17 protein-coding genes and 2 pseudogenes are annotated in these 18,771 nt (G+C 67.7%); 5 read left to right on the top strand and 14 right to left on the bottom strand.

Annotation, left to right across the window (positions count from 1 at the left end; translation table 11 throughout):
• Positions 1-37: 37 nt before the first annotated feature.
• Positions 38-1,318 carry a serine hydroxymethyltransferase gene (gene glyA / locus T428_RS0123745; protein WP_025738417.1) on the bottom strand — a complete coding sequence of 427 codons (1,281 nt, stop codon included), beginning with the start codon at positions 1,316-1,318 and terminating at the stop codon, positions 38-40.
• A gap of 116 nt (positions 1,319-1,434) precedes the next feature.
• Here glyA and coaA point away from each other — a divergent pair, with 116 nt between their 5' ends.
• Positions 1,435-2,373, top strand: a complete 939-nt coding sequence (coaA, locus tag T428_RS0123740; protein WP_025738416.1) for a type I pantothenate kinase — start codon at positions 1,435-1,437, stop codon at positions 2,371-2,373.
• Positions 2,374-2,490: 117 nt separating this feature from the next.
• Here coaA and T428_RS30575 read toward each other — a convergent pair whose 3' ends face one another.
• The 6 genes and pseudogenes from T428_RS30575 to T428_RS0123715 form a co-directional block, all read right to left on the bottom strand.
• Positions 2,491-2,868: a hypothetical protein gene (locus T428_RS30575; protein WP_036468792.1), complete on the bottom strand. Its 378-nt coding sequence runs from the start codon at positions 2,866-2,868 to the stop codon at positions 2,491-2,493.
• Between the two features lie 158 nt (positions 2,869-3,026).
• Positions 3,027-3,860 (bottom strand): annotated as a pseudogene (locus tag T428_RS30570) (methyltransferase).
• 70 nt (positions 3,861-3,930) lie between these two features.
• Positions 3,931-4,011: pseudogene (locus T428_RS36255) on the bottom strand (hypothetical protein); the annotation flags it as partial.
• A gap of 137 nt (positions 4,012-4,148) precedes the next feature.
• Positions 4,149-5,237, bottom strand: a complete 1,089-nt coding sequence (locus tag T428_RS0123725) for a methyltransferase (RefSeq protein ID WP_025738415.1) — start codon at positions 5,235-5,237, stop codon at positions 4,149-4,151.
• 164 nt (positions 5,238-5,401) lie between these two features.
• Positions 5,402-6,772, bottom strand: a complete 1,371-nt coding sequence (locus T428_RS0123720) for a hypothetical protein (RefSeq protein ID WP_025738414.1) — start codon at positions 6,770-6,772, stop codon at positions 5,402-5,404.
• Between the two features lie 41 nt (positions 6,773-6,813).
• On the bottom strand, positions 6,814-7,602 hold the full coding sequence (locus T428_RS0123715) for a (2Z,6E)-farnesyl diphosphate synthase (RefSeq protein WP_025738413.1): 789 nt from the start codon (positions 7,600-7,602) through the stop codon (positions 6,814-6,816).
• Positions 7,603-7,758: 156 nt separating this feature from the next.
• Here T428_RS0123715 and trhA point away from each other — a divergent pair, with 156 nt between their 5' ends.
• A complete protein-coding gene (gene trhA / locus T428_RS0123710) occupies positions 7,759-8,493 on the top strand; it encodes a PAQR family membrane homeostasis protein TrhA (RefSeq protein WP_025738412.1) in 735 nt (244 codons plus the stop codon).
• 77 nt (positions 8,494-8,570) lie between these two features.
• Here trhA and T428_RS0123705 read toward each other — a convergent pair whose 3' ends face one another.
• From T428_RS0123705 to mca, 3 genes are read right to left on the bottom strand one after another with little or no spacing between them, the layout of a single operon-like run.
• Complete coding sequence (locus T428_RS0123705; protein ID WP_025738411.1) at positions 8,571-10,592, bottom strand: thioredoxin domain-containing protein; 2,022 nt, start codon at positions 10,590-10,592, stop codon at positions 8,571-8,573.
• Entirely contained in the window at positions 10,579-10,863 is a 285-nt protein-coding gene (locus T428_RS0123700; protein ID WP_025738410.1) for a hypothetical protein, read from the bottom strand. Before T428_RS0123700 ends, T428_RS0123705 begins: the two co-directional genes overlap by 14 nt.
• Positions 10,860-11,732, bottom strand: coding sequence for a mycothiol conjugate amidase Mca (gene mca / locus T428_RS0123695; RefSeq protein WP_025738409.1), 873 nt, complete (start codon positions 11,730-11,732; stop codon positions 10,860-10,862). Before mca ends, T428_RS0123700 begins: the two co-directional genes overlap by 4 nt.
• A 125-nt stretch (positions 11,733-11,857) precedes the next feature.
• Between mca and T428_RS0123690 the strand changes: the two genes are divergently transcribed.
• Entirely contained in the window at positions 11,858-12,292 is a 435-nt protein-coding gene (locus T428_RS0123690) for a DUF4307 domain-containing protein (protein WP_025738408.1), read from the top strand.
• Positions 12,293-12,506: 214 nt separating this feature from the next.
• Entirely contained in the window at positions 12,507-13,001 is a 495-nt protein-coding gene (gene greA / locus T428_RS0123685) for a transcription elongation factor GreA (protein ID WP_025738407.1), read from the top strand.
• A 12-nt stretch (positions 13,002-13,013) separates the two neighbouring features.
• Here the strand turns inward: greA and T428_RS0123680 are convergent, their stop codons facing one another.
• From T428_RS0123680 to T428_RS0123665, 4 genes are all read right to left on the bottom strand, one after another.
• Positions 13,014-14,180, bottom strand: coding sequence for a cystathionine gamma-synthase (locus T428_RS0123680; protein WP_025738406.1), 1,167 nt, complete (start codon positions 14,178-14,180; stop codon positions 13,014-13,016).
• 53 nt (positions 14,181-14,233) lie between these two features.
• Positions 14,234-14,908 (bottom strand): RDD family protein, encoded by a 675-nt coding sequence (locus T428_RS0123675; RefSeq protein WP_025738405.1) that lies wholly within the window; start codon positions 14,906-14,908, stop codon positions 14,234-14,236.
• A gap of 88 nt (positions 14,909-14,996) precedes the next feature.
• Positions 14,997-16,391 (bottom strand): cystathionine beta-synthase, encoded by a 1,395-nt coding sequence (locus tag T428_RS0123670; RefSeq protein ID WP_025738404.1) that lies wholly within the window; start codon positions 16,389-16,391, stop codon positions 14,997-14,999.
• Positions 16,392-16,453: 62 nt separating this feature from the next.
• Complete coding sequence (locus tag T428_RS0123665; RefSeq protein ID WP_025738403.1) at positions 16,454-17,521, bottom strand: alpha/beta hydrolase; 1,068 nt, start codon at positions 17,519-17,521, stop codon at positions 16,454-16,456.
• 242 nt (positions 17,522-17,763) lie between these two features.
• Here T428_RS0123665 and T428_RS0123660 point away from each other — a divergent pair, with 242 nt between their 5' ends.
• Entirely contained in the window at positions 17,764-18,711 is a 948-nt protein-coding gene (locus tag T428_RS0123660; RefSeq protein WP_025738402.1) for an SGNH/GDSL hydrolase family protein, read from the top strand.
• Positions 18,712-18,771: the final 60 nt, after the last annotated feature.

The following is an 18,771-nucleotide window of genomic DNA, read 5'->3' as shown; positions in this document are numbered from 1 at the left end:
TAAAACGGGCCGCGCGTGTCGCGGCCATTTCGTGACCCTAACGGCCGACCAGTGCCCAGTCCTCGAGCCCGTCGTACAGCGGGAATTCCCTGGCCAGCCGGGTGACCCGGTCACGCAGGGCGGCAATGTCGGCGGAGGTGCCGGCCGCCAGCGCCGTGGCGATGACGTCGGCAACCTCGGTGAACTCGGCGTCGCCGAAGCCCCGGGTCGCCAGCGCGGGCGTCCCGATCCGCAGACCCGACGTGACCATCGGCGGCCGCGGGTCGTTGGGTACGGCGTTGCGGTTGACCGTGATGCCGACCTCGTGCAGGAGGTCCTCGGCGGCCTGGCCGTCGAGCGGGGAGTTACGCAGGTCGACCAGCACCAGGTGGACGTCGGTCCCGCCGCTGACCACCGAAACGCCGGCCTTGGCGACGTCGGCGGCCAGCAGCCGGTCGGCGAGGATCCGGGCCCCGGACAGCGTGCGCTGCTGGCGCTCGGCGAATTCGGGGGTGCCGGCGATCTTGAGCGCAACGGCCTTGCCCGCGATCACGTGCATCAGCGGGCCGCCCTGCTGACCGGGGAACACCGCCGAGTTGATGGCTTTCGCGTACTCCTGCTTACCGATGATCATTCCGGAGCGGCCACCACCGAGCGTCTTGTGAATGGTGGTCGACACGACGTCGGCGTGCGGCACCGGCGACGGGTGCAAACCGACTGCGACCAGGCCCGCGAAGTGGGCCATGTCGACCCAGAACTTGGCGTCGATTTCGTCGGCGATGGACCGGAACGCCGCGAAGTCGAGAATGCGCGGGTAGGCCGACCAGCCGGCGATGATCACCTTCGGCCGGAATTCCAGCGCCTGGGCACGCACCGCGTCCATGTCGACCAGATGCGTCACCGGGTCGACGCCGTAGAAGCCGTTCTCGTAGAGCTTGCCGGAAAAGTTCAGCTTCATGCCGTGCGTCAGGTGCCCGCCGTTGGCCAGGTCCAGACCCAGCAACCGCTCCCCCGGCGACATCAGGGCGTGCAGCACCGCGGCGTTGGCCTGAGCGCCGGAGTGCGGTTGCACGTTGGCGAAGTCGGCGCCGAACAGCGCCTTGGCGCGGTCGCGGGCGATGTTCTCCACGACGTCGACGTGCTCGCAACCGCCGTAGTAGCGCCGACCGGGCAGCCCCTCGGCGTACTTGTTGGTGAGCACGCTGCCCTGGGCCTGCAGCACCGAGCGCGGCACGAAGTTCTCCGACGCGATCATCTCGAGCGTGTCGCGCTGGCGGCCGAGCTCCTTGCCGAGCAGCTCGGCGATATCCGGGTCGACTTCGGCGAGCGGGGCAGACATCACGGAGGCGGTCACGCGGGCATCAGGTGCGGCAGTCACGGCCGCCAGTCTATTCCAGGTGCGCCTTTACCCAGCCCAGCCGTCTAGCGCGCGATCGTCCCTGCCACACTGGCACTATGCCCCGGCTGAGCGAGCCGAGCCCTTACGTGGAGTTCGACCGAAAGCAGTGGCGCGCGTTGCGCATGTCGACGCCGCTGGCCCTCACTGAAGAGGAGCTTGTCGGTCTGCGTGGTCTCGGCGAGCAGATCGACCTACTCGAGGTCGAAGAGGTGTATCTGCCGCTGGCCCGGCTCATCCACCTTCAGGTCGCCGCCCGGCAGCGATTGTTCGCTGCCACTGCGGAATTCCTCGGTGAGCCGCAGCAGAATCCGGACCGGCCGGTGCCGTTCATCATCGGTGTGGCCGGCAGCGTGGCGGTGGGAAAGTCGACCACGGCCCGCGTGCTGCAGGCGTTGCTGGCGCGCTGGGATCACCACCCGCGGGTGGACCTGGTGACCACCGACGGCTTCCTCTATCCGAACGCCGAGCTGGACCGGCGAAACCTGATGCACCGCAAAGGCTTTCCGGAAAGCTACAACCGCCGGGCGCTGATGCGATTCGTCACGTCGGTCAAATCGGGTTCCGACTACGTGTGTGCGCCGGTGTACTCGCACCTGCGCTACGACATCATCCCCGGGGCCAAACACGTGGTCCGCCATCCGGACATCCTGATCCTGGAGGGCCTCAACGTGCTGCAAACCGGTCCGACCCTGATGGTGTCGGACCTGTTCGACTTCTCGCTGTATGTGGACGCCCGGATCGAAAACATCGAGCAGTGGTACATCTCCCGGTTCCTCGCGATGCGCAGCACCGCCTTCGCCGACCCGGCATCGCACTTCCACGACTACTCGGCCCTCAACGACACCAAGGCGGTCGCCGCCGCCCGCGAGATCTGGCGCTCGATCAACCGGCCGAATCTGGTGGAGAACATTTTGCCCACCCGTCCCCGCGCCACCCTGGTGCTGCGCAAGGACGCCGACCACTCCATCAACCGGTTGCGGCTGCGCAAGCTGTGACGCACCGCCAAAGGCCGAGGCGGGGCGCTCGCCGGAGCACTGAGGTAGCCCCGGGGCGCCCCGCATCGGGGGACGGGAGTGCTACGCGGGCAATCGACGCACTCCCAGGTATTGCAGCTAGCCAAAGACGGCGGTGAGGACGCCGGCGGCCAGCGCCGCGGCCACTCCGATCGGGGTCATGGACACCGCCTCGACGGCGACCAGGGCGCACAGCGTCAAGACGATGTTGGCCACCACGACACCGATGCCGACACTGCGCAAGTCCGGCAGCCCCGTCAGGCTGTAGACCGCCAGCCCGTAGAGCACGAAGAAGGCGCCCAGGGCGTATTCCACGTCGGCACTCAAGCCGGTCAGCGACACGAGCAGCTCGGCGGCGAAGGCGACGGCCAGGCCGCACAGCCCCGTCAGTGTCGCATCTGCACGCATGGCGAAACGCAATAACGAGTCAGTCGCGTCGTACAGGGGCCTGGCCGGCAAGCCGGTAACAGCGGACATGTGATTACTCCTCGTGACGGCGGTTTGTGTCGAACTGGTTTGAGCGTGCCGCCGGAGCACTGCCATCTCGACGCGTGGCGCTGCCAAGTCCTGCCACGGCAGTTATGACCGGGGATTTCGTGCGCGTATTCCCGCGACAGGCGGTCGACGTCGAATCGTCACACGGCGATCGCCTCGACGACGCTGTACGGCGAGGCCGAATCCACCACCCGCGTCATCCGGAATCCGGCGCGGTCCAGCAGTTCGGCGTAGCCCGCGGCCGTGCGCTCGCAGCCGTCGAATTCGACGAGCACTTCCAGGTCGAGCAGGTTGCCCACGAAATCACGATCGTGCTCGGGCAGCAGTTGTTCGACGAGCAGCACATGCTTGCCGGCTCAGGCCGCCTTGCGCACGTTGCGCAGGATCTGCAGCGCCTTGTCGTCGGACCACTCGTGCACGATGTGTTTGAGGACGTATGCGTCACCGCCCGAGGTGATCTCCTCGAAGAACGACCCCTCGACCACCCGGACCCGGTCGGCCACCCGATGTTGCTTGAGCAGGGTCAGTGCGTCCGCGACGACGTGGGGCTGGTCGAACAGAATCCCGCGGGCCTGCGGCGTGGCCTTCAGGATCGCGGCCAACAATCGACCGTGCCCGCCGGCGACGTCGACAATCGTGGCGAAACAGGCGAAATCGTAGCCCGCGACGACCGGCCCGATTGCCAGCGTCGACCCACTGGTCATGGCCTTGTTGAAAACCTCGTCGTAGTCCTTTTCTTCGGCCAGGTACTCGAAGATCGGTTTCCCACGCAGTTGCGCGACCACGGCCTGACCGGTGCGGATGGCGGTGGTGAGGTGGCTCCAGTGCTCCCGATGCTGCGGTGGCCCGACGAATCGAGCCGCGCTGCGCAAGGAGACCTCGCTGTCGGTGCGCAGCGTCGCCCCGATCGGGTTGAGGGCGTAGCGCCCGTCCCGCAGTTGACGGAACACGCCGCACCCGACCAAGGCTTGCATCAGGCGGCCGGACGGCGTCGGCATCCGCGTCCACCGCCTGGGCCAACTCCGTGGCGGACAACGGCTTCTTGGTCAGCACGTCGGCTACACCGAGATCGGCGGCGGCGGTAATCGCTTGTGCCGCCCACGCTTTCGAGATCAATTCGAACATCGCCATGGACGGCGGAACCATCCGCTGGTGCAGCTGTCCGAGGTGGTGCCGAACGGCCCCGACGACACGAGAGATTTGGCCATCCGGGATCTTTGGTGAAATCAAAACTGCTCCTTGGTATTTGAGGTCGGCGCGCACTAAACAGCGACCGCTTCGACGATGCTGATGGGCGAGGCGGTTTCGACCACCCGGGTCAGCCGGAAGCCCGCGCTGCTCAGTAACCGGCCGTACTGGCCGGCGGTGCGCTCGCGGGCGCCGGCGGCGATGTGCATCTCCAAATCCAGCCAGTGGCCCGGGAATTTGCGGTCGTGGCGCGGAATGACGAACTCCACGATCGAGACGTGCTTTCCGACCCCGGCGGCCTTGCGGATGTTGCGCAGAATCTGCACCGCCTCGTCGTCGGGCCAGTCGTGGATGATGTGCTTGAGAAGGTAGGCGTCGCCGCCGTCGGCCACGGACTCGAAGAAGGAGCCTTCGACCAGCTTGACCCGGTCCGCCACGCCCTGTTCCTCGAGTAATGCCGAGGCGCCCGAAATCACATGGGGCTGGTCGAACAGGATCCCCCGGGCTTGCGGTGTCGCATTCAACACCGCGGCCAGCAGCCGGCCGTGTCCACCCGCGATGTCGACGATCGTGCCGAACCGGCTGAAGTCGTAGCTGGCGATGACGGGCGGGATTTCGAGTTCGGAGAGGTCGATCATGGCGTCGTTGAAGATCTCGTCGAGCTCCGGCACTTCGGCCAGGTATTCGAAGCAAGGCTTGCCGCGCAGTTCGGGAACCACGGCCCGGCCGGTGCGGATCGAGTCCGTGACGTGGCTCCAATGCTCCCGATCCTGGGGCGATCCCACGAACCGGGCGAACGCGCGCAGCGACCCGTTACCGTCACTGCGCAGCGTGTCCGCCAGCGGGGTCAGGTCGTAGCGGCCGTCGCGGCGACGACGGAAGATCCCTCGCGAGATCAATGCCCGCAGCAGACGACTGATGGTGTCGGCATCCGCGTCGACCGCCTCGGCCAACTCGTCGGCGTTCATCGGCTGCTTGGCCAGCGCATCGGCGATGCCGAGATCGGCCGCAGCCGTAATCGCTTGCGCGGCCCAAGCATTCGTGATCATTTCCATCATCGCGGCCTGCGGGGGAACCATGCGCTGGTGCACCCGGCCGAGGTGGTGTCGCACGACCTCGAGAGCGCGTGCGAATTGGGTGGACGGATGGGTCGGCGAAAGCATAAGTCCCCCTAGCAGACTCGGATCACACGTACGGACCGGTCGGCCGCACATCCGGTATTCGTTGCCAGTCCACCCGAAGATGGGCGAGGTCGCCATTACAACCGGCGTTGTCAGCCGAATTACGCCGAAGGCTGGACAAATACGGCAGGGCGCCGGGACACCGGCTAATCGCTGGGGACTGTGACACGCCCGCGCAGATCGGCCGCGATCAGCCGGGCCGCGGCGTTCTGCCAGTTGTGCAGCGAACGCTGAGGGACCTTTGTTACGAACCACTGCCAGGCCTGCCGCGCGATCGGATCCAGGCCCGAGGCGGTGGCGTTCTGCGCGTAGGCGCGCACCCCGACCACGTACGGGAAGTACAGCGAGTTGTAGTAGCGCCACTCTTCGGTGGTTCCGAAATCGCCGCCGTCGCGCGGTTTCAACCGTGAAATACCTTCGGCGAGGACGGCTTTGAGCTCGCTGGCTCGCTCGACGGGATGATCGGGTGCGCCCCGGGCCGCCAGCCGCTCGTCGATCACCGGCAACGCCGTCAACAGACTCGCCACCAGCTTGCTCAGGTCGCCGTAGTGGCCCAGGGCGCGCCGGGTCAGCCTGACGAACGTGACGTCGTCGACGTCGGCGAGCGGGTGTTGTTGGCGCAGCGGCAGCGCCGCTCCGGTGTGCCGCAGCGCGGCCCGATCTGCCCGCAACGCAGGAGATTTCGAGAACGCCAGCCGGTCGAACACTCCGGCCAGCGGGTCGGCGAGCACCTGGACGGTGATCGCGATCGCCAGGCTGGTGAACAGCAGCACGGTCAGCGTGGTCTGCGCGGCGGAGTCGTCACGGGTCAGCGCCAGCCCGATCAGCGCCTGGCCGCCGAAAAGCGCCGCCACCGCCACCGAACCGGCGAACGAGCGGAGCATGTCGGCGCGCAGCGCCTGTCCCTCGTCAAACGCGTCCCACAGGGCGACGGCGACCCCGAGCCCGAGGACATCGCAACTGGTCGACGCCAGCGCAAGCCAGGTAGGCACCAGGCCCAGCGGGATGATCAGGATGGCGTTGCCCAGCGAGAAGAACAGGGTCGCGGTGATGGCCAGGCCCACGGCCGGCCGCGGGCGCCGGGGGCGCCGCAGCGCGACCGCCATCGCGCCCAGGGTGGACACCGAGGTCACCGCGAACATCAGCCAGTGGCCCACCCGCAACGGCCCACCGACGCTACCGGCCAACGTCGCGCCGAGCAGGGTCAGCGCGGCGACCCCGGCAATCAGCAGCAGTTCCCGGCCGCGCGACCGCCAGCCGTCACTGGGCCGGGACAGCTCGACGAGCACCGCGAACCACGCCACGCCGGGGATCGCCGTCAGGTAGACCTCGTCGCGGCTCAGCACCCGGGCGTGGGTGGGGTCGGCGGTCCGAATCGCATCCAACGCGACCACCAGCGCAAAGCCGCACAGCCCGATCGCCGCCAACGCGAGGACGGGTTTGCGCGGATCGCGGGCCGCCAGATACAGGCCCAGCCAGGCGCTCAGCGTGAACACCACTGCCGACAGCGCAGCCATCCACTCAGTGTGGCACGGCTGCGTCCGGACGCTTCGAAGCGCTATTTGCCGTGGCGGCGGTCTCGCCGGGTGTAGTCGCGCAGCGCGCGCAGGAAGTCGACGTGGCGAAACGCGGGCCAGTGCGTTTCGCAGAACCACATCTCCGAGTAGGCGCTCTGCCACAACAGGAACCCCGACAGCCGCTGCTCTCCCGAGGTGCGGATCACCAGGTCCGGGTCGGGCTGCCCGGAGGTGTAGAGGTTCTCGGAGATGGCGTCGACGGTCACCGCCTCGACGAGTTCCTCGCCGGTGACGCCGTTGGCGAGTTCCTTGCTCAACAACGCGCGCACCGCACCGACGATTTCCTGGCGGCCGCCGTAGCCGACGGCGACGTTGACGTGAAACGGCGCGACGCTGGGGGTGGACTCGACCGCGCCACGCAGCCGGCGGGCCGGCTCGTCGCCCAGCAGTTCCAGGTCCCCGACCGTGCGCACGCTCCACCGATTGGCGGGTGCGCAGATCTCCTCGACGACATCGGTGATGATCTCGATCAGCCCGGCCAGCTCGTCGGGGTCGCGTTGCAGGTTTTCGGTGGACAGCAGATAGACGGTGGTCATTTCGACGCCGGCCTCCTGGCACCACCGCAGCATCTCGGCGATCTTGGCCGCGCCCATCCGGTAGCCGTAGCTGACGTCGTCGTATCCCGCGTCGCGGGCCCACCGCCGGTTCCCGTCGCACAGCACGGCGATGTGCCGCGGAAGTTGGGATTTCGAGGCGGCCAGGCCCTGCCGCAGCCGCCGCTCGTAGACGCGGTACAACGGGTCCTTGAGCCGCGGCGGGATGATCTCCACGAGCATCCACACTACTGTGGGCCGCAGCCAATTTCGGGTAGATTTTCGCCGACGTCACCGCTGTTGACGGGGCGGTCACCCGGCCGGCGCGAGCTAGTGTTTAGCCGTGTCAGGAACGGGCATTTCGACCGCGATCCGAAGAAGGCAACTAAAGACATGAGCAGCACCACCACCGCCACCGACCCGGAACCCGAATCGCCGGGAATCGCGGCCAATGCAGCGCAACATCTCGTCGACGGCGTCACCCGGGTACTGACCAAGCCGCGATTCCGCGGCTGGATCCACGTCTATTCCGCGGGCACCGCCGTCTTCGCGGGCGCCTCGCTTGTCGCGGTGTCGTGGGCGGTGGGTTCCACCCGGGCCGGGCTGGCCACCCTGCTCTACACCCTCGCCACCATCGTCATGTTCACCGTCAGCGCCACCTATCACCGCGTGCACTGGAAGTCGGCGGCCGCCGTGAAGTGGATGAAGCGGGCCGACCACTCGATGATCTTCGTGTTCATCGCCAGCAGCTACACGCCGTTCGCCCTGCTGGCGTTGTCACCGGCCGACGGCCGCGTCGTGCTGTGGATTGTCTGGGGCGGCGCGGCGGCGGGGATCCTGCTGAAGATGCTGTGGCCGTCCGCACCGCGCTGGGTCGGCGTGCCGCTCTACATCCTGCTGGGCTGGGTTGCGGTGTGGTACACCGGCGAAATCCTGCACAACGCCGGGGTGGCCGCGATGGTGCTGCTGTTCGTCGGCGGCGTGTTGTACAGCATCGGCGGCATTCTGTATGCGCTGCGCTGGCCCGACCCGTGGCCGTCGACGTTCGGCTATCACGAGTTCTTCCACGCCTGCACCGCGGTGGCGGCGATCTGCCACTACATCGCGATGTGGTTCGTGGTGTTCTGATCCAGACCGGCCCTGCGAGACTGCAACCAGCGACGGGACTACTCGCGAAACGGGTAGCGGAATACAGTTTCGCGGCGTTATGACGGCACGCCCAGGGCCGCGGCCAGATCGGCCGACCGAGTCACCGGCAGATCGCACAGCCGTCCGCGGCACACGTAGGCGGCGTCGTCGCCGTGCACCCGGTCCCGGCCGACCAGCAGTGCCGAGGAATCCATCTTGCCGCCGATCACGATCGCCCCGCCTGGCGCGAGCCGGCGGGCGTCGGCCAGCAGCGACGAGCGCGGCGAGTGGCAGGCGATCGCGATCTGCAGCGGGCCGCGGATCGCGGCCTCGGCCACCGAAATCCAATGCCCGGCCGACCGCGGGGCCTTGGCCAGCAGCACCGAATGCGCGGCCAGCGCCTGCGTTGCCGCCTGTAAATAGCGCGGCGCCGTGACGCTGCCGACCAGATGCGCCGCGGTCAGCAGCGCTTCGGTGATCATCGACGCGCCCGACGGGGTGGCCCCGTCCAGCGGATCGGACGGCCGCAGCATCAACTGCTCGGCGTCGTCGGCGGTGTCGTACCAACGGCCGGGCCGCTGCGGATCGGCGAAATGCGCCAGCGCGGTGTCGAGCAGCTCGCACGCCGCCGTGAGCCAGACGTCTTCGACGGTCAGCTGGTAGAGCGCCAACAGCCCGGTGGCCAGCGCCGCGTGGTCCTCCAGAATGGCGGCGCTCTCGCCGACGACCCCGCCCAGGCTGGCCCGCCGCAGCCGGCCGCCGACGACGTGGGTGTCCAGCAGCGCCGACGCGCAGCGCCGCGCCGCGCGGGCCAATTCGGGTTCGTCCAGCGCGACGCTGGCCTCAACCAACGCCGTGATCGAGAGCCCGTTCCACGACGTGATCACTTTGTCGTCGCGTCCCGGCTGGATGCGGGTGCGCCGGGCGGCCAACAGCGCGGTCCGCACGCGCGTCAGCCGTGGCGCCTCGTCGGGGTCGGCGGGCAACTGCAACACCGACGTCCCGTGTTCGAAGGTGCCGTCCGGGCTGACGGCGAAAACCTCAGCGGCCCAAGGGCCGTCGTCGGGGCCGAGCACCTCGGTCAGCTGCTCACGTGTCCAGACGTAGGTCGAGCCCTCGCGGCCGTCGGCGTCGGCATCCAGCGACGAAGTGAACATGTCGCCGTCGGCCAGCTCGTCGAGCATGAATTGTGCGGTCTGCGCGGTGACCCGGCGGGCCAGCGGGTTTTTCGTGCGCCTGGTCCAGTGCGAATAGGCACGCAGCAGCAGCGCGTTGTCGTACAGCATCTTCTCGAAATGCGGTACCACCCAAGCCTTGTCGACGCTGTACCGGGCGAATCCGCCGGCGAGTTGGTCGTAGATTCCGCCGCGGGCCATCGCGGCGCCGGTGCGCTCGACGGCCTCCAGCGCCGCCGGCGACCCGGTGCGCTCGTAGTGGCGCAGCAGCGCTTCGAGCACCGCCGACGGCGGGAACTTGGGCGCCCCGCCAAACCCGCCGTGCGTCAAGTCCTGGTCGCTGAGCACGTCGGCCACCGCGTGGTCACACAGCGCCGGGTCGATGTCGAAGCCACCGTCCGGCGGTCCCCCGAGAGACCAGGCCATCTTGCGCAGCTCGCCGGCGATGTGATCCGACGCCTCCTCGACCTCGGCGCGACGCTGTTTCCAGGTCTCGCTGACGGCCGAAAGCAGCTGCAGGAAACCGTCTTTCGGGTAGTAGGTGCCGCAGAAGAAGGGACGACCGTCCGGAGTCAAAAAACACGTCATCGGCCAGCCGCCGTGACCGGTGAGCGCGATGGTGGCGTTCATGTAGACCGCGTCGATGTCCGGCCGTTCCTCGCGGTCGACCTTGACACAGACGAAGTTCGCGTTCATCGCGGCCGCCACCTCGTCGTCGGAGAACGATTCGTGGGCCATCACATGACACCAGTGACAGGCGGCGTAGCCGATGGAAAGCAGGATCGGCACATCACGTTCGGCCGCGTCCTGGATCGCCTCCGGTGTCCACTGCTGCCAGTGCACCGGGTTGTCGGCGTGTTGACGCAAATACGGGCTGGTGGCCAGCCCGAGGGTGTTGGTGGACGACGGTTCAGCCGGGCTCATCGCCGGATCCGCCTCCCGGCCCGGGCGCCTCGTCGTGGGGCGGGCCGACCGTATCGGTGCCCTCGTCGGCGGCCTGATCGGGTTCGGGGTGCTTGGGGTCGAACGACTCGGGCACCTTCTTCAGTTGCCGGTTCATCGACCGCAGCAGGAACAGGGTGGCGATCAACAACAACACGACGACCAGCAGCCCGATCGGACTGGCCTTGCCGAAATCGGGCCCGGTGTTGTGCGGGGGCCCGTCGGCGATCAGCGTGAGTAAAAGTCGGTTCACGCGTGGTTCTCGATTCCGGTGAACAGGTCGTCCTCGGGCAGGCTGACCGGGACGCGGGAGCGCGCCAACTCGAATTCCTCAGTCGGCCATAGCCGCTGCTGCCAGGCGATCGGGGCGGCGAAGAAGTCGGCCTTCGGGTCGATCTGCGTGGCGTGCGCGCGCAGCGCGTCGTCGCGCTGGCTGAAATACTCCGAGCACTCCACCCGCGTGGTCACCCGCGATTCGAACGGATCGTGTTCGGGTTTCCAGTGCTCAAGCCATTTTTGGAACGGTGGCTCGTGACCGTGCTTGACGGCTTCGTCGTGCAGCAGCTGCATTCGCTGCCGCAGGAAGCCGTGGACGTAGTACAGCTTGGACACCGTCCACGGCTCACCGGCATCCGGGAAGCGGGCGTAGTCGCCCGCCGCTTCGTATGCGCCCATCGAAACCCGGTGGCAGGCAATGTGATCCGGATGCGGATAACCGCCGTTCTCGTCGTACGTGGTGATCACGTGGGGGCGGAACTCGCGGACCACGCGCACCAGCGCCTCGACGGACTCCTCTAGCGGCACCAGCGCGAAGCAGCCCTCGGGCAGCGGCGGCGGCGGATCGCCTTTGGGCAGACCGGAATCGACGAAGCCGAGCCAGGTGTGCTCGACGCCCAGGATTTCGGCCGCCTTGGCCATCTCGTCACGACGAATCTCGGTGATGTGCTCTTGCACGTCGGGCAGGTCCATCGCCGGGTTGAGGATCTCGCCGCGCTCGCCGCCGGTCAACGTCACGACCAGCACGCGGTGACCCTCGTCGGCATAGCGGGCGAGCGTGGCCGCACCCTTGCTGGATTCGTCGTCGGGGTGGGCGTGCACCGCCATCAACCGCAGTTCGCTCACGTGTCCCCTTGTCGGTTCGCTGGTCTCCCCTCGAGCCTATAAGGACCCTACAATTCCAGTTTCCCCATGTTGCATGCTGTCGGGCGTCCACCGGCAGCACACCTAGACCCACACCTGAAACAGCGATGACCCAGACTCCCATTCCGCGCCCCGAGACCCGCTACGGGCGCGCGCGGCTGTCCGGTATCTCGCGCCGCCGGGTGGCCATCGCGCTGGGTGTGCTGGTCCTCGCGGCGGGCATCGGCGTCGCGATCGTCGGCTACCAACGGCTGGCCACCAGTGACGTCTCCGGTTCGCTGGCCGGCTACCAGGTGGTCGACAACGAGACCGCGACGGTCACGATCAGCGTGACGCGATCCGATCCGTCGCGGCCGGTGGACTGCATCGTGCGGGTCCGCGCCAAAGACGGCAGCGAAACCGGTCGGCGCGAGCTGCTCGTCGGGCCGTCGCCCCAGGCAACGGTGCAGGTCACGACCACCGTGAAGTCGTCGGCGCCGCCGGTGATGGCAGACATTTACGGATGCAGCACCGAGGTGCCCGGCTACCTGCGCACGGCCTGACGGATGACAAAGGCGAAGCTCAAATGACGTCATCGGCTGTTTCCACGGTGGTAACATGGATGAATGCACGGTTCCGCCTGGGACCGTGTATTGCTGCATTAGCGGCCGTAAGCACGACGGCACGGCAGCAAGGGGCGGGACCCAGACACTCCCTGCAACGCATTTCACACACTCACGCGGTTACGCGGAGAAACACGACGAGGAGCACGACGAGATGACCGACACTCAGGTGACCTGGCTGACCCAGGAATCACATGACCGGCTGAAGGCTGAGCTCGATCAGCTCATCGCGAATCGTCCCGTCATCGCCGCCGAAATCAACGATCGCCGCGAGGAGGGCGACCTTCGCGAGAACGGTGGCTACCACGCCGCCCGTGAAGAGCAGGGCCAGCAGGAGGCGCGCATCCGCCAGCTGCAGGACCTGCTCAACAACGCCAAGGTCGGCGAGGCGCCCAAGCAGTCCGGCGTCGCGCTGCCCGGTTCGGTGGTCAAGGTCTACTACGACGGAGACGAGTCCGACACCGAGACGTTCCTGATCGCCACCCGCCAGGAGGGCGTCAAGGACGGCAAGCTCGAGGTGTATTCGCCGAACTCGCCGCTGGGTGGCGCGCTGATCGACGCCAAGGTCGGCGAGACGCGCACCTACACCGTGCCCAACGGCAACACCGTGCAGGTCACGCTGGTCAGCGCGGAGCCCTACCACGACTAGTTCCGCCGCGAACTAGCCCAGCGCTTGTTCGAGGTCGGCGAGCAGGTCGCCGACGTCCTCGATGCCCACCGACAGCCGAACCAGGTCGTCGGGCACTTCCAATTGCGAACCGGCCGTCGAGGCGTGGGTCATCGCGCTGGGGTGCTCGATCAGCGACTCCACCCCGCCCAGCGATTCGGCCAGGATGAACACTTTGGTTGCCGCACACAGCTTTTCGGCGGCAGCCCGGCCCCCGCGCATGCGCACCGACACCATGCCGCCGAAACCGGACATCTGTCGCGCGGCGACCTGGTGGCCGGGATGGGTCGGCAGACCCGGATAGAGCACCGTGCTCACCGACGGATGCCCGGCGAGGAATTCCGCGACCGCCAAAGCGTTTTCGCTGTGCCGCTGCATCCGCAGCACCAATGTCTTCAGGCCGCGCATGGTCAGGTAGGCGTCGAACGGGCCCGGCACCGCGCCCGCGCCGTTCTGCAGAAACGCGAAGGCGTCGTCGAGCGCTTTGTCGTTGGTGACCAAGGCGCCGCCCACCACGTCGGAGTGGCCGCCGATGTACTTGGTCGTCGAGTGCAGCACGACGTCGGCGCCTAACGTCAACGCCTGCTGCAACGCCGGAGAGGCAAAGGTGCTGTCCACCAACACTTTTGCCGAGTACTGCCGACCGAGTTCGGCAATGGCCGCGATGTCGGCGACCGAAAGCAGCGGATTGGTGGGCGTTTCCACCCAGATCAGCCGGGTCTGCGGGGTGATCGCGGCCGCCACGGCGTCGAGGTCCGAAAGCGCCACGGGCTTATACCCGACGTTCCAGTGCGTGAAGACCTTGTCGATCAACCGGAATGTGCCGCCGTACGCGTCGTTCGGGATGACCAGATGGTCGCCCGGCCGCAGCAGGGCGCGCAGGGCACAGTCGGTCGCGGCCATCCCGGAGCTGAACGCCCGCCCGTAAGCGCCCCCTTCGACGGCCGCCAGGGCGGCCTCCAGCGCGGCCCGGGTCGGGTTGCCGGTGCGGGCGTATTCGAATCCGCCGCGCAGACCGCCGACGCCGTCCTGGGCGAAGGTGCTGCTCGCATAGATCGGTGCGTTGACCGCCCCGGTCGCGGGGTCCGGGTGGTAGCCAGCATGGATGGTTTTGGTGGCCAGCCCGTTGATTCCGTCGGGTCCGCGGCGGTCTTCGCTCATCGCCTGTCAGCCTATCCAGCGGCGCGCGATCACGCCGAGGCGGACTCGGGCCGTCAGATCGGCAGGACCACCGTCGTCATGATCTTGTCAGCGATCGTCTGGCGTTTGGCGTCCCACAGCGGAAACAGGAAACCGATGAAGCAGATGACCGCGTCGACGAAGTGGGCAAGCTCGCGCACAACGGACAACCCGAAGCCGATCGGCGCTCCTGTGGTCTCGCTGACCACCTTGATCTTCATCACCGTCTTGCCCACGCTCGAGCCGGTGGTGCCCTGGCGGTAGCCCCGGTTCCACAGCCAATACGCCAAGCCGGCCAGCGTCGCCAGCCATTGCGCCAACTGGCCGATCATCGAGGGCTGGCTCACGCAATACTGGCTGACGTCGTACTGCGTGATGTCGGTGACGCACGACGATTGTTGGGTGGCGTACATGATCCCGGTGCCGATGCCCTGCACGATCGCGTACGGCAGGTAGTCGATGATCAGCGCCAGTACCCGGGTGAGCCACGGCGTGTAGGAGTCGGTCGGCAGTGCACGGACCGCCGGTCCGGGCGGCGGCGGCGCGTATCCACCGGCCGACGGCGGAGGCGGCGGCGGATAACTTCCGCCGGGAGGCGGGGGCGGGACCGGGCCGCCGGGCGCGGAAGGAGCGGGCTCATGCCCGCCGGAGGCCGGTTCGAAGCCGCCGGGTTGTTCAGGCGGCGAGGCGGGCGGCGGCTGATCGGTCATGGTGCAACCTTCCACTGCGGGTTAGCGGAACTGGCCGCATTACAGTACCTGAGAAGCCGCGCGTCCCGGACGCTGCGGACACGCGTCGTCAACGCCGCCGCGGCCCGTCCGACAGAAAGCCCAACAGGTCGTATCGGGTGATGACCCCGACGGGTTTGCCCTCCTCGACGACCATCAGCGCGTCCCAGTCGCGCAGCGCCTTACCGGCCGAACCGACCAGCTCGCCGGCACCGATGATCGGCAGCGGCGGGCTCATGTGCTCCGAGACGGCGTCGGCCAATTTGGCGCGGCCCTCGAAAACCGCCGACAGCAGTTCGCGCTCGGAGACACTGCCGGCGACCTCACCGGCCATCACCGGCGGTTCGGCGCCGACCACGGGCATTTGGGACACCCCGTACTCGCGCAGGATGCCGATGGCGTCGCGCACCGTCTCGGTCGGGTGGGTATGGACCAGGTCGGGCAGCGCGCCGGACTTGCCGCGCAGCACGTCACCGACCGTGGGCTGCTCCGTCGAGCCGTCCAGGCGGGTGCGCAGAAAACCGTACGACGACATCCACGCGTCGTTGAAGATCTTCGACATGTAGCCGCGGCCGCCGTCGGGAAGCAACACGACGACCAGCGCGTCCGGCCCGGCTTCCTCGGCCACCTTCGCCGCGGCCACCACGGCCATCCCGCACGAGCCGCCGACCAGCAGGGCTTCTTCCCGGGCCAACCGGCGGGTCATGTCGAACGAATCGGAGTCGGAGACCGCGATGATCTGGTCGGGCACCGTCGGGTCGTAGGCTGCTGGCCAGAAATCCTCACCGACCCCTTCGACCAGATAGGGCCAGCCGGTGCCGCCCGAGTACACCGACCCTTCGGGGTCCGCACCGACGATGCGCACCGCACCGCCGGATACCTCCTTGAGGTAGCGACCCGCGCCGGTGATCGTCCCGCCGGTGCCGATGCCGGCGACGAAGTGGGTGACCTTGCCGTCGGTGTCGGCCCAGATCTCGGGACCGGTGGTCGCGTAGTGGCTGGCCGGGCCCTGCGGGTTGGCGTATTGATCGGGCTTCCAGGCGCCGTCGATCTCGTCGACCAGCCGGTCGGAGACGCTGTAGTAGCTGTCCGGGTGTTCCGGCGGCACCGCCGTCGGGCACACCACCACCTCCGCGCCGTAGGCGATCAGCACGTTGCGCTTGTCCTCGCTGACCTTGTCGGGGCAGACGAACACGCACTTGTAGCCGCGGTGCTGGGCGACCAGGGCCAGGCCGACGCCGGTGTTGCCCGAGGTGGGTTCGACGATCGTGCCGCCCGGCTTGAGCAGCCCGGCGGCCTCGGCGGCGTCGATCATCTTCACCGCGATGCGGTCCTTGGAGCTACCGCCCGGGTTGAGGTATTCGACCTTTGCCGCGACCGTGCCAGCACCGGCGGAGATGACGGAGTTCAGGCGAACCAGTGGCGTGCCGCCGATGATGTCACTGATGTGCTGCGCAATTCGCATGCGTTCATCGTCTCAGGCGATTTCTGGCCGCGCACACCCACTCTCGCCGCGGACGGGATGGGCTAACCGGTGGCTTCGCGGATGTACTCCCCGATTTGGCGCAGCGAACGGACCGCCTCGGGCACCAGCGGGGCCGCCAGCTGGAAGTCGTGAACTTGGCCGGGCCAGACCCGAACTTCGGCCGGTACCCTGGCGGCCGCCAACCGGCTCGCCGCCAACCGCGCGTCGTGCAGCAACACCTCGGATCCGGAGACGTGGATCAGCGTGCGCGGCAGGCCGGGCTTGATGTGCTCGAGAGGTTCGTAGATCTCCTCGGCCTTGCCGTCGACGATGTTCTTCTGCGCCGCACTGGCAACCAATTCGACGAGTGCGTCGAACGCCTTTGCGCCGAACATCGCATCGGTCTTGATATTGGGGTGCGCCTGCTTGAATTCCTTTGCTAGCTGCAGCAGTGGCGAGATCGCCACCAGCGCCGCCGGCTCCTCGCCCTCGGATTGAAGTCGTTGCGCGAGAGTCAGCGCGAGATACCCGCCCGCGGAGTCGCCGGCGAGCACGATCTGATCCGGTTCGAACCCGCGCCGCCGCAACCACCGGTAGGCGTCGTGACAGTCCTGCACCGCCATGCCGACCGAGTGCTTGGGCAACAGCCGGTAATTGACCACCAGCACGGGTGCGTCGGCAAATTTCGAGATCGCTTCCACCACCCGGCCGTGCGAGTTTGCTCCGCAGATCAAGAAGGCACCGCCGTGGAAGTAGAGCACCACGCGCCGGGCGCCGTCGGCCGGTAGCACGCCCGGTCCGCGAACCAACTGCGCCGACGCATGCGGCAATTTCACGGTGTTTCGCACGGTGGGCGACACCGGCAGCAAGGCCCTGGCCGCGAGGTCGATCAGACCCCAGGGCCAGGGCACGGTGGGCGCGTAGCTGCCGGCGGTGAGGATCGGCCGGATGGTGACACGGGAGGCCAATGTGGCCACTCGTCCCTGGACACTGGGGCCGGATTCGAGAACCTCGACCAGGGCGCCGTCGCTGATCGCGAATTTGCGCGCCGCGGCCCTGCGTGACTTCAGCAAATCGCGAAGGTGGGCGGCATTCCGGGGTGCACCGGAAACCGTGCTAACTGCGGTCATGCTCGACACTCCTACGCCTTTGTAGTGCGATACAGCATGTGACGAGCAAGCCGAGCGCCCAGTTCAATTCGTGCGCCGAGTCGTTCAGCCAACCCGTTAAACTTAGCTTCGCAGGCATTTCTTAAAGGAACGTTTGAAGAGTCTGATTTGATACCACATCTGATTCACAACGTGACCGCATTGTTTGCCGGGTGTCCGCGCAAACACGACAGTCGATCTAAACTGATCCCGTGACCGTTAGGGTGCCACGTCTTTCGACAATCGCCCTGGCCACGGCGGGCGCAGTCGCCTCGACAGGTACGGCCTATCTGGGGGCGCGGAATTTGCTCGTCGGCCAGGCAACCCACGCGCGCACCGTCATCCCCAGGGCCTGGGACATCCCGCCCCGCGCCGACGGCGTGTACTCACCCGGCGGCGGCCCGGTGGAACGCTGGCAGCGCGGCATGTCCGCGGATCTGCACCTGATGATCTTCGGCGACTCGACCGCCACCGGGTACGGCTGCGCGAGCGCCGAAGGAGTGCCGGGCGTGTTGATCGCGCGCGGCCTTGCCGAGCAGAGCGGCAAACGTATTCGGTTGAGCACCAAGGCAATTGTCGGGGCCACGTCGAAGGGCGTCTGCAGGCAGGTCGACGCGATGTTCGTGGCCGGGCCACCGCCGGACGCGGCCGTGATGATGATCGGCGCCAACGATGTGACCGCCCTGAACGGGATCAGCCAGTCCGCGCGACGGCTGGGCCGCATGGTGCGCAAGCTGCGGTCGCGGGGCGCGGTCGTGGTCGTCGGCACCTGCCCGGATCTGGGCGTGATCTCCGCGATCCCCCAACCGTTGCGGTCGCTGGCCCACGCGCGGACCCGACAGCTCGCCCGCGCGCAGACCACGGCCGTGCGGTCCGCCGGCGGCGTGCCGGTGCCGCTGGCGCACCTGCTGGCTCCCCAATTCCGGGCCACTCCCGAGCTGATGTTCTCTGCGGACGGCTTTCACCCCTCGCCCACCGCGTACGCCTTGGCCGCCGCGCAACTGCTGGTGGCGCTCTGCGATGCGCTGGGCGAACAGATCGAGGGTCCGGTGCTGAACCGGGCCGCGCGCGCCGAGACACCCATGGTCACCGGCGGCCACACCCCGCTCAGCGCCATGTCGCGGCTGTGGCGGCGCCCGGCGCCCAGCGAGGCCGCCCCGTCGTCGAACTGATTAATCGGCACCGTCTAGATATGCCTTAGCGCGTCGGGGTGGATCTGCCACCCGCACTTC

It is taken from the genome of Mycobacterium genavense ATCC 51234, from assembly GCF_000526915.1.
In the GTDB taxonomy this organism is placed as follows: domain Bacteria; phylum Actinomycetota; class Actinomycetes; order Mycobacteriales; family Mycobacteriaceae; genus Mycobacterium; species Mycobacterium genavense.
Note: the sequence above shows the minus strand (reverse complement) of the source record. Positions and strands in the feature narration are given on the sequence as shown.

Excerpts from the sequence above, each read along its gene's own strand:
- T428_RS30575 (WP_036468792.1), bottom strand. The coding sequence starts at position 2,868 with ATGTCCGCTGTTACCGGCTTGCCGGCCAGGCCCCTGTACGACGCGACT.
- glyA (WP_025738417.1), bottom strand. The coding sequence starts at position 1,318 with ATGTCTGCCCCGCTCGCCGAAGTCGACCCGGATATCGCCGAGCTGCTC.
- T428_RS0123665 (WP_025738403.1), bottom strand. The coding sequence starts at position 17,521 with ATGACCGCAGTTAGCACGGTTTCCGGTGCACCCCGGAATGCCGCCCAC.
- T428_RS0123670 (WP_025738404.1), bottom strand. The coding sequence starts at position 16,391 with ATGCGAATTGCGCAGCACATCAGTGACATCATCGGCGGCACGCCACTG.
- greA (WP_025738407.1), top strand. The coding sequence starts at position 12,507 with ATGACCGACACTCAGGTGACCTGGCTGACCCAGGAATCACATGACCGG.
- T428_RS0123690 (WP_025738408.1), top strand. The coding sequence starts at position 11,858 with ATGACCCAGACTCCCATTCCGCGCCCCGAGACCCGCTACGGGCGCGCG.
- T428_RS0123705 (WP_025738411.1), bottom strand. The coding sequence starts at position 10,592 with ATGAGCCCGGCTGAACCGTCGTCCACCAACACCCTCGGGCTGGCCACC.
- coaA (WP_025738416.1), top strand. The coding sequence starts at position 1,435 with ATGCCCCGGCTGAGCGAGCCGAGCCCTTACGTGGAGTTCGACCGAAAG.
- T428_RS0123680 (WP_025738406.1), bottom strand. The coding sequence starts at position 14,180 with ATGAGCGAAGACCGCCGCGGACCCGACGGAATCAACGGGCTGGCCACC.
- trhA (WP_025738412.1), top strand. The coding sequence starts at position 7,759 with ATGAGCAGCACCACCACCGCCACCGACCCGGAACCCGAATCGCCGGGA.
- T428_RS0123720 (WP_025738414.1), bottom strand. The coding sequence starts at position 6,772 with ATGGCTGCGCTGTCGGCAGTGGTGTTCACGCTGAGCGCCTGGCTGGGC.
- T428_RS0123675 (WP_025738405.1), bottom strand. The coding sequence starts at position 14,908 with ATGACCGATCAGCCGCCGCCCGCCTCGCCGCCTGAACAACCCGGCGGC.
- T428_RS0123725 (WP_025738415.1), bottom strand. The coding sequence starts at position 5,237 with ATGCTTTCGCCGACCCATCCGTCCACCCAATTCGCACGCGCTCTCGAG.